The 13,001-nt window shown below is 70.9% G+C and carries 11 protein-coding genes; 4 read left to right on the forward strand and 7 right to left on the reverse strand.

What is annotated here, in order from left to right; all coding sequences use genetic code 11:
- The first annotated feature begins 46 nt into the window (after positions 1–46).
- Positions 47–1,006 carry an ArsR/SmtB family transcription factor gene (locus tag ACIG5F_RS34965; RefSeq protein WP_396524229.1) on the forward strand — a complete coding sequence of 320 codons (960 nt, stop codon included), beginning with the start codon at positions 47–49 and terminating at the stop codon, positions 1,004–1,006.
- 1 nt (position 1,007) lies between these two features.
- On the opposite strand, the gene ACIG5F_RS34970 is transcribed toward ACIG5F_RS34965, so the two are convergent.
- Positions 1,008–1,931 (reverse strand): TIGR03564 family F420-dependent LLM class oxidoreductase, encoded by a 924-nt coding sequence (locus ACIG5F_RS34970; RefSeq protein ID WP_396524230.1) that lies wholly within the window; start codon positions 1,929–1,931, stop codon positions 1,008–1,010.
- Between the two features lie 68 nt (positions 1,932–1,999).
- Positions 2,000–2,185: a hypothetical protein gene (locus ACIG5F_RS34975; RefSeq protein WP_396524231.1), complete on the reverse strand. Its 186-nt coding sequence runs from the start codon at positions 2,183–2,185 to the stop codon at positions 2,000–2,002.
- Between the two features lie 268 nt (positions 2,186–2,453).
- Between ACIG5F_RS34975 and ACIG5F_RS34980 the strand changes: the two genes are divergently transcribed.
- Positions 2,454–3,593 (forward strand): DUF222 domain-containing protein, encoded by a 1,140-nt coding sequence (locus ACIG5F_RS34980; RefSeq protein ID WP_396524232.1) that lies wholly within the window; start codon positions 2,454–2,456, stop codon positions 3,591–3,593.
- Here the strand turns inward: ACIG5F_RS34980 and ACIG5F_RS34985 are convergent.
- Positions 3,579–4,829 carry a peptidase S8 gene (locus ACIG5F_RS34985; RefSeq protein WP_396524233.1) on the reverse strand — a complete coding sequence of 417 codons (1,251 nt, stop codon included), beginning with the start codon at positions 4,827–4,829 and terminating at the stop codon, positions 3,579–3,581. The two genes, ACIG5F_RS34980 and ACIG5F_RS34985, sit on opposite strands and share 15 nt — an antisense overlap.
- Positions 4,830–4,949: 120 nt before the next feature.
- On the opposite strand from ACIG5F_RS34985, the gene ACIG5F_RS34990 reads away from it, so the two are divergent.
- Both ACIG5F_RS34990 and ACIG5F_RS34995 read left to right on the forward strand, forming a co-directional pair.
- Positions 4,950–5,576: a TetR/AcrR family transcriptional regulator gene (locus tag ACIG5F_RS34990; protein WP_396524234.1), complete on the forward strand. Its 627-nt coding sequence runs from the start codon at positions 4,950–4,952 to the stop codon at positions 5,574–5,576.
- Positions 5,573–7,237 (forward strand): FAD-binding dehydrogenase, encoded by a 1,665-nt coding sequence (locus ACIG5F_RS34995; RefSeq protein ID WP_396524235.1) that lies wholly within the window; start codon positions 5,573–5,575, stop codon positions 7,235–7,237. Before ACIG5F_RS34990 ends, ACIG5F_RS34995 begins: the two co-directional genes overlap by 4 nt.
- Before the next feature lie 62 nt (positions 7,238–7,299).
- Here ACIG5F_RS34995 and ACIG5F_RS35000 read toward each other — a convergent pair whose 3' ends face one another.
- From ACIG5F_RS35000 to aspS, 4 genes are all read right to left on the reverse strand, one after another.
- A complete protein-coding gene (locus ACIG5F_RS35000; protein WP_396524236.1) occupies positions 7,300–8,640 on the reverse strand; it encodes a peptidase S8 in 1,341 nt (446 codons plus the stop codon).
- Positions 8,641–8,711: 71 nt separating this feature from the next.
- Positions 8,712–9,548: an SGNH/GDSL hydrolase family protein gene (locus ACIG5F_RS35005; RefSeq protein WP_396524237.1), complete on the reverse strand. Its 837-nt coding sequence runs from the start codon at positions 9,546–9,548 to the stop codon at positions 8,712–8,714.
- A gap of 245 nt (positions 9,549–9,793) precedes the next feature.
- Entirely contained in the window at positions 9,794–10,999 is a 1,206-nt protein-coding gene (locus ACIG5F_RS35010; RefSeq protein ID WP_396524239.1) for a hypothetical protein, read from the reverse strand.
- A gap of 179 nt (positions 11,000–11,178) precedes the next feature.
- Positions 11,179–12,963: an aspartate--tRNA ligase gene (aspS, locus tag ACIG5F_RS35015; RefSeq protein ID WP_396524240.1), complete on the reverse strand. Its 1,785-nt coding sequence runs from the start codon at positions 12,961–12,963 to the stop codon at positions 11,179–11,181.
- Positions 12,964–13,001 lie beyond the last annotated feature (38 nt).

Below are 13,001 nucleotides of genomic sequence, written 5' to 3' on the forward strand. Positions count from 1 at the left end.
GGGCCGTGACGACACCGAACAACGCGAACGGCCTACACCTGCACGTGTGCTGCGCATCCATTTCACCGACGCGGACATCCGGCGGACCCGGGTGGCCGCCGGGCCCGATCTGCTCTGGGAGGCGGTGCTGAGCCTGACCAAGCTGCGGTCGGCTCAGCTGCCGAGCCACCACGCGTGGTGGCGCCGCGACGCCGCCCGGGTGCTCGGCGGCGCGCGGGGATGGCTGGACGTGCTGTGCGGGCTCGTGCCGGCCAAGGGCAACTTCCCCGACTTCCTCACGCCCTCGGCCGGCGACGGCAGCCACTGGGCCCGGCTGCTCGACACCCCGCCCGACCGGATCCGGGTCGACCTGGCCGCCGCCTACCGGAACCGGGCCCCGTCCGACTGGGTGCGGCGGCTCGCCGCCGACCGCCGGCGCACCGTGCTGGGCGAGACCGCCACCGCCCTGCGGCTCTACACCGAGCAAGCCGTCAGCCCGGTGTGGGACGTCGTCTGCCACGCCGTCGAGGTCGACCGCGCCTGGCGGGCCACCGCGCTGCTCGAAGGCGGCGTCGATCGACTACTGGCCGGGCTGCGGCCCGATGCGCAGTGGGACGGGGCGGTCCTCACCTGCCCGTATCCCGTCCCCCACAGCATCGAGCTCGGCGGCCGGGGGATCACGCTGCTGCCGTCGTACTTCTGCTCCGCCGTGCCGACCACGCTCATCGACGGCGACCTGGCCCCCGTGCTCGTCTACCCCGTCGCCCCGGTCCCCGGCTCCGACCAGATCGGCGGCCGCCTGGCCAAGCTGCTCGGCGAGACCCGCTCCCGGGTGCTCGGCCTGCTGTCGGTGTCGTGCACCACCACCCAGCTGGCCCACCGCGCCGGCGTCTCCCTCGCCACGGCCAGCGAGCACGTCAAGGTGCTGCGCGAGGCCGGGCTGGCCAGCAGCCAACGGCAGGGCCAGTCCGTCGTGCACACCTTGACCCCGCACGGCCGCACCCTGACCAGCGCCGGCCGCGACTAGCTCAGGATGCCTCTCGGTTGAGGTCTCCGAGCAGCTGCCAGGTGCGTTCCTGATCCGCGTCCGTGCCGAAGGCGCTGCCGACGACCACCTCGGTGGCGCCGGCGTCGTAGTGGGCGCGAATCGCCGCGGTGACGAGCTTTTCGTCGCCGATGGCCGCCAGCTCGATGCCGCTGGTGAAGCCGCCGAGGGCCAGAACCCGTTGGTAGGAGGGGAACTGGTCCAGGAAGCCGATCTGCGCGGCCGCCCGTTCACGGGTGGCGTCCACCTCGTCGGTGACCACGGCGTGGAGGAAGGAGACGACCCTCGGCGCCGGGCGGCCGGCGGCGGCCTTCAGCAGCGGCGGCACGATGTGCTCGGCCAGCACCTTCGGCCCGGCCAGCAACGGCAGCGTGCCGTCGGCCAGCTCGCCCGTGACCCGCAAGGCCTGTGGGCCCATGGCGGCAACCAGGATCGGCGTCGGCGTCGCGCCCGGCAGGGCTGACGGCATGGGAGTGGCGGTGGTGATCAGCTCGCCGCGGAAGTCGGTCTGGCCGGTTTCGAGGTACGGGCGCAGGGCCGTGAGGAACTCGCGCAGCAACGCGATCGGGCGGGTGTGGCTGACGCCCAGCGTCTTCTCCACGAACGGGCCCGCCCCCAGGCCCAGACCCAGGTGGAACCGGCCGCCGGTGGCCGCCTGGGCCGTCTGCGCCTGGGCCCCGACCAGCAGCGGATGCCGGCCGAACACGGGGATCGCCGAGGTGCCGACCTCCAGCGTCGGCACCTCGCGTCCCACGATCGCCGCCAGCCCCACCGCGTCGTAGTCGAACCGCTGCCCGAACCACGCCGACCGCACCCCCGCGGCCGCCGCCTTCCGTGCTTTGTCGACGACTTCGTCCACGTAGTTGGTAGCCGTGGCCGTCCCCTGCAACGTGATTCCGATGCCCATGGAGCCGACCGTAGCAGAGTCGGACCGCCGGTCCGGATTCTGGGACACCCGGATTCTGGGACACAAGGTCAGCGCAGCCGGGCGAGGGCGGCCAGGATCAGCTCGGCGCGGTCGAGGCGGGCGTTGTGGCCCATCAGGCCGATCCGCCACACCGAGGTCGCGAACGTGCCCGCGCCCGCCCCGATCTCGATGTTGTGGTCGGTGAGCAGCTGGTGGCCGACCTTCGTCCCGTCGACGCCGTCCGGCACCTTCACCGTGGTCAGCTTCCCCCTCGCAACCCGGTTGCCGCGAGTCAGGTGGGTGGCGGGGGTCGTGGCGCGGTGACGGGAGGGCGGGTGGTGCGGTTTACAGAGGGCTTGGGAAGTGGGAGGGGGCGCGGCTTTCGTTGTTCGGTTGCCGTTTGGGGGTGGCGCTTTTCAAGATTGGAAAGCGCTTTCCTGAAGGAATCTTCAGGTGGGACACGATAGGGTTACCGTTGCCCGACAATGGGAATTGATCTCCAATTTGTGCTATTATGAGGGTATGTCAGCGAACCCGGAAATGTCGGTCGACGCCGAGAGGTGGCGGCTGAGCGACGGGGGGCTGCGGGAACGTGGGAAGTGGCTGGAGGAGCGACGTAAGGCCGACTACCTGGAACAGATCGAGGTCGTGCGGGAATGGTGGAACCGCACCAGCCGCACCAAGGATGACCGGGCCGCGATCGTGGCGGATCTGGCCCTGGGGTGGAACATCACCCGAGGTGAGGCTCGGGAGCTGGTCCGCTTTGCGGAACTGTTCCAACGCGATGCCGTTCGGGACGTGGCGCAGGAAGAGCAGCTCAGCAGGCAGCATCTGGTCATCATGGACAAGACGCTGGCTGAAGCGCCCGAGCCGGACCGGGATCGCGTTGAGGCGGCGCTGGTGGAACACGTGGCGACCCTCGACCTCGGCCAGTTCAAGGACGCCGCCCACCGGATCCTGCTGCTGCTCGACCAGGACGGCAAAGCCCCCGACGACCGGGAGTTGGCCCAGCCCACCCGAGAGCTGAACATCCGCAAACGCCACAACGGTGCGAAGATCGACGGCTTCCTCGACCTGGAAAGCACCGCGCTACTGGAGACCCTCGTCAGCGGCCTGGCCAAGCCGACCTCGGCCGACGACACCCGCACCACCCCGCAACGGCAAGGCGACGCGCTCGTCGAGATCCTCGAACTGGCGGCGGGGTGCAAGGACCTGCCCGAGGAGGGCGGGGAGAAGCCGCACATCGCCCTCACCATGCCCCTCAAGGACTTCCAGGAGCAGCGAGGCACTGCCGATCTGGAAGGCATGGGGCCGCTCAACGCCGCCTCCGTTCGGCGGATCGCCTGCGACAGCACAATCTTCCGGGTGGTGCTGGGGGCCAGGTCCGAGGTGCTCGACATCGGACGGGCCAGCCGGACAATCCCCAACGCGATACGCAGAGCACTGATCATCCGGGACAAGGGGTGCGCGTTTCCGGGATGTGGAAGGAAACCTCGGCAATGCCACGCGCATCATGTGGTGGAATGGGCTGAGGGAGGGCCGACCAGCCTGGACAATCTGGTGTTGCTGTGCAGCGCTTGTCATCGGCTGATTCATCACAGCGACTGGACCGTCCGAATCAGCGAAGGGTTGCCGGAGTTCGGAAAGTCAGAACCCGGATAGGCCGGTGGGGGTGCCCACGCCGGTGGGGCCGTCCCAGCCGGGGCCGGAGACACAGAGCTGATGGGCGGAGGTCTGGCAGGAGTGGGCGGCGCCGTTCTGACCGGTGGACACGTCGGCGAAAGCGCCGGCGGGGGCCGAATAGAGGGTGGCGGGGCCGTCCACGGAGGCGGTGTGGCCGGCGCGGGCGAACATGGCGGCGATGAAGGGGGCGGCGGCGCTGGTGCCGCCGGCGACGTACCAGCCGCCGATGCCGTAGGAGTCGTAGACGGCCACGCCGGTGGCGGGGTCGGAGACGGAGGAGACATCGGTGGCGGCGCGGTGGCCGGAGCAGAAGGCGGACACCGCTTCGGGCTGGCCGTGGGCGGGCGGGAGATCGGTCTCGCAGCCGCTGCCGGCCTGGCTCCAGGCGGCGGACGAAAAGGCGGTGTCGGACTGGTAGAGGGCGGTGCCGCCGACCGATATCACGGTGGGCTGGTTCTGGGGCCAGTAGCCGTGGACCTTGCCCAGATAGCCGGAATCCCCTGACGAGGCCACAAAAGCCACGCCGGGATGGGCGAAGACGGAGCTGACGGGACCGGTGTTGATGTCCTTGGTGGACGGATAGCCGAAGCTCATGCTCACGGCGGAAGCGCCGAGGCCCACGGCGACGTTGACGGCCTTGGCGATCGAGGGGACGGCGGCGGAGGCGGGATGCAAGGCCGACAGGTAGAAATCCGTGGCGGGGGCCTGCACCAGCAGGATCTTGCACGAGGGGCAGGCGGCGGAGACCATCTCCACGTCCAGGGCCGTCTCGGCGGAAAGCTCCTTCTCCTCGTCGGAACCATTGGGAGTCAAGGGCGGACCGCCCTGGTAGTCGACGACCTTGAGGCAGCCGGACGCGGTGGTGCACGGGGAAAGACCGAACTGGCTGCGGTAGCGGGCCAGGTCGGACTCCAGGTCGGGATAGCCGCCGCCGTCGATGATGGCGACGGTGCCGGCAGTGCCGACGGAAGCATCGGGCAGGTGGTAGGCCGAGGCCAGCTCGGCGGCGCTATAACCGATGGGCACCGGGGTGGCGAGCGGGACGGCGGAATCCTGAGCGATCGTCACAATCTCGGAATCGCACACGTCGCAGGTCGCCACGACGCCGTGGCTGGACAGCAAGGTGCCGGACTGCACCAAGTGGTGCAGGGCGGTGACATCGGGAAAGACGGACACGTGCGGCGCGAGCAGCAGCGCGGCGGCGGCGATCTTCACGGCGAACAACGGTGACCTCCCGAGCACTCTGCGTGAACCCAGTGTCGGGAGAACCCGCGCACTCCGCGCTTCCAATCCATGGGCGTATCGGATACATTTTCGTATCGGCAGGAGGTGGCCGTGGCAGCGCCGAAGCGGGTGACGAAGCGGCGGGGCGAGACCCGTCAGCGGCTGCTGGAGGCGGCCCTGTGGGTGTTCGCGGAGCAGGGCTTCGGCCGCTCGACCGTGGAGCAGGTGTGCGAGCGGGCGGGCTACACACGAGGGGCCTTCTACTCCAACTTCGCGTCGCTGGACGACCTCTTCCTGGCCATGTGGGAGCAGCGGTCCACGGAGTTGATCGACGGGCTGCGGCAGGCCCTCGACGAGATGGACGCGTCCAGAGTCACGGACGTGCGAGGCGTGGTGGAGCTGGTGACGCCGGCGGTGCCGGTGGACGACACCTGGTACCGGATCACGGCCGAGTTCACGGCCCACGCGCTGCGCAACCCGGGGCTGCGCCGGGTGATGACGGCCCGCGAGGAAGCGATCAGCGGCGCGATCACGCCGGTGGTGGCGGAGCTGCTCGGCAAGATCGGACGAGAGACACCCGATCAGGTGGCGATGGGGCAGGCGCTGGTCGCGGTGCACGACGGCACGGCGGCGCAGTGCCTGCTGGAACCGGACAACCCGGCCGTCTGGCAACGCCGGGCCGACCTGTTCGAACGGGTCCTGACGGCCTACAGCATCAACAACGGAGGACGGTCATGACAATCGAGGCCGACGTCATCGTGGTCGGCGCGGGACTCGCCGGCCTGGTCGCCACGCACGAGCTGGTCAAGGCGGGCCGCAAGGTCCTCGTCGTGGACCAGGAGAACCGCAACAACCTGGGCGGCCAGGCCTTCTGGTCGCTGGGCGGCCTGTTCTTCGTGGACAGCCCGGAGCAGCGCCGCATGGGCGTGAAGGACTCCTTCGAGCTGGCCTGGCAGGACTGGCAGGGCTCGGCCGGCTTCGACCGCGAGGACGAGGACCACTGGGGCCGGCAGTGGGCACAGGCCTACGTCCGGTTCGCCACCGACGAGAAGCGCCAATACCTGAGCGAACTGGGCCTCAAGGTCACGCCGCTGGTGGGCTGGGCCGAGCGCGGCGGCGGCCCGGCCGACGGCCACGGCAACTCGGTCCCCCGCTTCCACCTGACCTGGGGCACCGGCCCGGAGGTGGTCCGGGTGTTCCTGGAACCGGTGCTGGCAGGGGAGAAGCGCGGGCAGGTGGAGTTCGCCTTCCGCCACCAGGTGGACGACATCGTCGTGGAGGACGGCGCGGCGGTCGGCGTGCGCGGCACGATCCTGGAGCCCACGGACCTGGAGCGGGGCAAGGCGTCCTCGCGGACCAAGGTGGGCGAGTTCGAGCTGCGGGCCAAGGCGGTGATCGTCTCCTCCGGCGGCATCGGCCACAACCACGACCTGATCCGGCAGAACTGGCCGACCGAGCGGATGGGCCCGGCCCCGCGCACGATGATCTCCGGCGTGCCGGCCCACGTGGACGGGCGGATGATCGCCATCACCGAGTCGGCCGGCGGGCGCATCGTCAACCGCGACCGGATGTGGAATTACACCGAGGGCATCAACAACTGGGACCCGATCTGGCCCGACCACGCCATCCGGATCATCCCCGGCCCCTCCTCGCTGTGGTTCGACGCCACCGGCAAGCGGCTGCCCTCGCCCAACTTCCCCGGCTTCGACACCAACGGCACGATGAAGGCCATCCTGGCCACCGGCTACGACTACTCCTGGTTCGTGCTGACCCAGTCGATCATCGAGAAGGAGTTCGCGCTCTCCGGCTCCGAGCAGAACCCGGACATCACCGGCAAGGACCTCAAGCTCACCCTGACCGGCCGGCTGGGCAAGGGCGCGCCGGGCCCGGTGGAGGCGTTCAAGGAGCACGGCGTGGACTTCGTGGTGTCGGACAACCTCCAGGAGCTGGTGGCCGGCATGAACAAGCTGTCGCGCGGCCCGCAGATCTCCTACGACGACCTGCTGCGCCAGATCCGGGCCCGCGACCGCGAGGTCCGCAACGCCTTCTCCAAGGACCTCCAGCTGATGGCGGTCACCAACGCCCGCCAGTACCTGGGCGACAAGGTGGCCCGGGTGGCCAAGCCGCACCGCATCCTCGACCCGGCCCACGGCCCGCTGATCGCGGTCCGGCTCAACATCCTCACCCGCAAGACGCTGGGCGGGGTGCAGACCAATCTCGACTCGCAGGTGATCCGGCCCGACGGCGAGGCGTTCCCCGGCCTGTACGCGGCCGGCGAGGTGGCCGGATTCGGCGGCGGCGGCGTGCACGGATACAACGCCCTTGAGGGCACATTCCTGGGCGGCTGCATCTTTTCCGGGCGGGCGGCCGGACGGGCTCTCGGCAAGACGCTCCGATAGGTGTCACAAATGGACGGGCGGCCCCCGTGAATGGGAGCCGCCCGTCGGCGTTCACGAATGAATCAGAATCCGGCGAGGCCGTTGGGCACGCCGACCCCGGTCGGGGCGTCCCAGCCCTTCTGCGCGGCGCACAGCGCGGGCGTCGCGGTCGGGCAGACGTGGGCCGGGGCGTTCTGGCCCAGGGTCACGTCGGTGAAGGCGCCGGCGGGCGCGGTGTAGAGGGTGTTGGGGCCGATCACCTGCGAGGTGTGGCCGCCCCGGGCGTACAGGCCGGCGACGAACGGCGACGAGGCGCTGGTGCCGCCGACGAGGATCCAGTTGTACGGCGAGCCGGTGAACGGCGCGAAGGTGTCGAACACGGCGACACCGGTGTTCGGGTCGGCGACCGCGGACACGTCGGAGGCGGCGCGGTGGCCGCCGCAGTTGGCGCTGACGGCCGGCGGGGCGCCGATGGCGCCGGGCAGGTCGGTCTCGCAGCCGCTGCCGGCCCCGCCCCAGGCCACGTCGGTGTAGCCGCCGCCGTTCTGGAACAGCGAGGTGCCGCCGACCGAGACCACCCACGGCAGGTTCTGCGGCCAGCCGGTGTGCACGTTGCCCTCGTAGCCGCTGTCGCCGGAGGAGGCCAGCACGGCCACGCCCGGGTGGAACAGGTCGCGCCCGGCCTGCCCGAACTCGACGTCGGTGTCGCTCGGGTACTGGTAGCTCATGCTGACCGCGGTCGCGCCCAGCTTGGCCGCGGTGTTCACGGCGTCGCCGAAGTCGGCCATGGCCGCGTCCAGGTGCGCCTTGGTGCCGTTGAGGGCGTCGCCGATGGGCAGCTGGAGCTCGATGATGGAGCACGAGGGGCAGGCGGCCGAGGCCATGTCCACGTCGAGGGAGGTCTCGACGCCGACCGACTCCTCGTAGTAGGTGTTCGGGAAGGTGGTGGCCGGAGTCAGCGGCGGGCCGCCGTGCTGGTCGGCCTGCTTGAAGCAGCCGCTGGCCGAGGTGCAGGCCGGCAGCCCGTACTGGGCCCGGTAGGCGTTGATGTCGGCCTCGAGGTTCGGGTACGCCCCGGCGTCGATGATCGCGATGGTGCCCTTGGCGCCGGTCGCGGCGGCGGGCAGGTGGTAGGCGGCGGCGAGGTCGTCGGCGCCGTAGCCGGCCGGAACCGTGGTCGACAGGGGTGTTTGCGACCCGGGTGCGGCGGTGACCAGCTTGGCCTGGCAGAACACGCAGGGCGCGAGCGTGCCGTGGGAACTGAGCAGCGTGCCGTTGTGGACCTGGGCCCGTAAGGACTGCACCTGCGGGGTGACGACATGGGGATCACCGGCCGCCGAGGCGACCGGGGCCAGCGCGGTCAGCGCGGCCACCACGGCCGCGCCGACTCCGAGCAGAGACGATCTGACGAACACTCTCGACACTGGTCCTCCTGAATTGGAAGAGCACATCCAACGTCGCGAGCGTACCCACAGAATTCAGTTGCGGACCGAGATCAACTATTCACGGAATTCTCTTGTGAATAATTGCTCCAGGTAGCCCACGACGATTGTCGTGAATCGCCCGCGGCTGTCCGGAACAAGACAGAAAAGGCGTAGGGAGCGAAGTCGTAACCGCGCCGCCATACCCACGGAATGCCCTTCAGCACGAGCCAGGCGACGTGCTGCCACGGGGCGACGACGCGGCCGCCGGCGCACACCAGGCTGACCGGCGACTCGACGGCGCAGCCGGCCCGCGTCAGCTGCTCGGCGAAGCCCTGGGCCAGCATGCGGTGCCCCAGCTCGGACGGGTGCAGCCGGTCGATGCTCCACGCGGCCAGGTCGTAGGCGCCGGGCAGGGTGTCCAGGTCGACGCAGCCCACGCCGCGCTCCACCACCACCGAGCGGATCACCGCGTTCAGCTCGTCGACCCGGCGGCGCAGCGCACGCCGCAGCACCTTGGGCAGCCGGAAGACCCGGGCATGGTCGTGATAGCTGGCCAGCACCACCACGGCGCCGGCGTCGAGCAGCCGGGCGACCACGTGGTCCAGGTCGGCCCGCAGCTGCCGGGGATCGAAGTCCGAGCGCATGGTGTCGTTCATGCCGGCGACGATCACCGCGGCGTCCGGCCGCAGCTTGGCCGCCATCGGCAGCTGCTCGTGCCGCACGGTCCCGATCCGGGCCCCGGTGCGGGACAGGTTCGTCAGGTCGCAGCCGCCGAGCGCGTCGGCCAGCAGCGGACCGAAACCGCGCCAGCCGCCCCCGGGCAGCGGATCACCGAGACCGACACTCGTCGAGTCCCCCAGCACGACGAGGCGTCCGACCGCGCGGCGGGCGGGCACACTCTCCGACATCGCCTGAACCGTCACCCGTCCACGATCACCCGCGGACAATCACTGCCGGTGATGGTCGGGTGGCGTGACGGGGACGGCTGGGCGAACAGTGCTTGTTGGCACTGTGCTTGTGGCGCCGCCTTCGGCGTCGCGGCTCGGCCCCCGGGTAGCCGATGCTGTGCTTGTGCCGCGCGTTCCGCGCGGGGCTCGGCCCCTCGTGACCCCTGCCTCGCCCAGGGCGAAGCAGGGGCGGGGCCTCGCGCAGATCAGCTGAAGGCGGGGAAGAGCGGCAGGTGGGCGGCCTCGGCGCCCAGACGGTCCACGATGGCGGCGGCGACCTGGTCGGCGTGCTCGGCCAGCGCCGGCCGCTTGGCCCGGGTGGCGTCGTCACGCAGCCGCAGCCACCGGGCGTGCAGGGCGCTGCTGCGCCGGGGCGAGGGCAGCCGGCTGGTGATCGGACCGTCGGGCACGCCCGGGCGCGGCAGGTACATCCAGGTCGACAGCCACACCCACAGCAGCTGGCCGTGCAGCAGCTTGGGCATCAGCACATCGTCGTCGTCCAGGTCGGGGAAGACCTGGCTGACCTCGGCCCGCCAGGCCGCGACCATGGCCTCGGTCATGCCGTTGGGCAGCCGGAACGAGCAGCCGCACAGCGGGAACGGGATGCGCAGCGCGGCGGCGTCCAGGGACACGTCCCGCACGCAGCCGCCCTCGAAGTCCAGCACCCGCAGGCCCTTGCTGGTGATCAGGTTGTTGTCGGCGCACGCGTCGGAGGGGCTGAAGGCGCGGTGCTGGTTGCTGCTGAGCAGCCGGCCGCCGCGCAGCGCGTGGGCCATGGCCTCGTCGCCGACGGTCACGCCGAGCACGGACCGCAGCATGTCCGGCAGCTCGGCCAGCGCGACCTTCGCGCGCCGGGCCACCGGGTCCTGGCCCGGACGGCCGCCCAGCCGCCGGGTCAGCGCGTCGAAGTCGGCCTCGCGGCCGGCGGTGGTGGCATGCAGCCGGCCCAGCGCCCGGGCCCAGGCCAGCAGGGCCCGTTCCGCGCCGCGGGCGTCGTGGTCGAGCAGCTTGTCGGCCAGCGTCGGGGCGCGGCCCAGATCCTCGAGCACGATCACCCGCAGGGTCGCGTCGTGGGCGATCAGCTCCGGACACATCCGGTCCTCGCCGCCCAGCGCGGTGAACAGCTGGTAGCTGACCGCCTCGTGCGGGAAGGGGTCGACCAGCTCGCCGACCGGTGGCTCGGCGTAGCTCTTCACCACCAGTGTCTTGGGCAGCGAGAACGGGGTCGACGCCACTCGAACCCGCAGCACGGTGGATTTCCCGCTACCGCGCAGGTCTTCCGGGTCCGCCAGTCGGATCGACGCCCCGAAACGCCTGCTGAGCACTGACTCTGCGGCCGCGACGGTCGCCACGACCTCGTTGTCCGCTGCCCCGGCGGCGTTGGCGGGGCCAGCGGTGGTCTCCACGCTCATCCCTTCCGACCCTACTCCTTCGAGTGCACAGCACGTCCACACGATCGGCACAATCGACTACCCGGAGCAGCCGCTGCACCCGTCCATGTTCGAGCATCACCGCGCTGGAATACGGCTTGGTAACGGGTTGGTGCCGCCGGGGGACGCCTGAACGGGTACCCCGGCCGACAATCCCTCGATCAGCCCTTGGTCTCGCCCTTGGCGACCGGCTTGGCGTCCACGCCGGCCTCCTTGCGCTGCTGGGCGGTGATGGGCGCGGGGGCCGCGGTAAGCGGGTCATAGCCGCCGCCGGACTTCGGGAACGCGATCACCTCGCGGATCGAGTTCTCGCCCGCGAGCAGCATGACGATGCGGTCCCAGCCGAAGGCGATGCCGCCGTGCGGCGGGGCGCCGTACTTGAAGGCCTCCAGCAGGAAGCCGAACTTCTCCTCGGCCTCGGCCTCGCCGAGGCCCATGATCGCGAACACCCGCTTCTGCACGTCCGGGCGGTGGATACGGATGGACCCGCCGCCGATCTCGTTGCCGTTGCAGACGATGTCGTAGGCGTAGGCCAGGGCCTTGCCCGGGTCCTCCTCGAAGCGGTCGATCCACTCCGGGGTGGGCGAGGTGAAGGCGTGGTGCACGGCGGTCCACTTGCCGCTGCCGACCGCCACGTCGTCGCCGATCTTGTCGACCGACTCGAACAGCGGGGCGTCGACCACCCACACGAACGACCAGGCCGACTCGTCGATCAGGCCGACGCGGCGGCCGATCTCCAGCCGGGCCGCGCCGAGCAGGGCCCGGGCGTCGCTCGGGTCGCCGGCGGCGAAGAAGACGCAGTCGCCGGCGTTAGCCCCGACCGCCTTGGCCAGGCCCTCGCGCTCGGCCTCGGACAGGTTCTTGGCCACCGGGCCGCCGAGCGTGCCGTCCTCGGCCACCAGCACGTAGGCCAGGCCCTTGGCGCCGCGCTGCTTGGCCCAGTCCTGCCAGGCGTCCAGGGTGCGGCGGGGCTGGTCGGCGCCGCCGGGCATGACCACCGCGCCCACGTACGGGGCCTTGAACACCCGGAAGGGGGTGTCGGCGAAGTACTCGGTGAGCTCGGTCAGCTCCAGGCCGAAGCGCAGGTCCGGCTTGTCGGTGCCGTAGCGGGCCATCGCGTCGGCGTAGGTCATGCGCGGGATCGAGCCCTCGATGGCGTGGCCGGCCAGCTCGCTCCACAGCGCCTTGACCACGGCCTCGCCGAGCTCGATCACGTCGTCCTGCTCGACGAAGCTCATCTCGATGTCGAGCTGGGTGAACTCGGGCTGGCGGTCGGCCCGGAAGTCCTCGTCCCGGTAGCAGCGGGCGATCTGGTAGTAGCGCTCCATGCCGGCCACCATCAGCAGCTGCTTGAACAGCTGGGGCGACTGCGGCAGGGCGTACCAGGAGCCGGGGGCCAGGCGGGCCGGCACCAGGAAGTCGCGCGCGCCCTCCGGGGTGGAGCGGGTCAGCGTGGGCGTCTCGATCTCGACGAAGTCCCGCTCCTCCAGCACGCGGCGGGCGATGCGGCTGGCCGCGCTGCGCATGCGGATGGCCTTGGCCGGGCCGCTGCGGCGCAGGTCGAGGTAGCGGTGGCGCAGCCGCGCCTCCTCGCCGACCTCCAGGTTGTCGTCGAGCTGGAAGGGCAGCGGCGCGGCCTCGGACAGCACATCGAACTCGGTGACCGTGACCTCGATCTGGCCGGTGGCGATGTCCGCGTTGTCGTTGCCCTCGGGGCGGCGCACGACCTCGCCGGTCACCTTGAGGCAGTACTCGGCGCGCAGCCGGTGCGCGCGCTCGGCCATCTCGCCCTCGCGGAACACGACCTGGGCCACGCCGGAGGCGTCCCGCAGGTCGATGAAGATGACGCCGCCGTGATCGCGCCGGCGCGCCACCCACCCGGTCAGGGTGACGGACTGCCCGGCCTGCTCGGCCCGGAGGGTCCCGGCCTCGTGCGTGCGCATCACGGGTGCAGCTCTCCTCGGATATTGCGGACGTTTGTGTC

Origin of the sequence: Kutzneria sp. NPDC052558 (assembly GCF_044547355.1) — a bacterium.
GTDB lineage: Bacteria > Actinomycetota > Actinomycetes > Mycobacteriales > Pseudonocardiaceae > Kutzneria.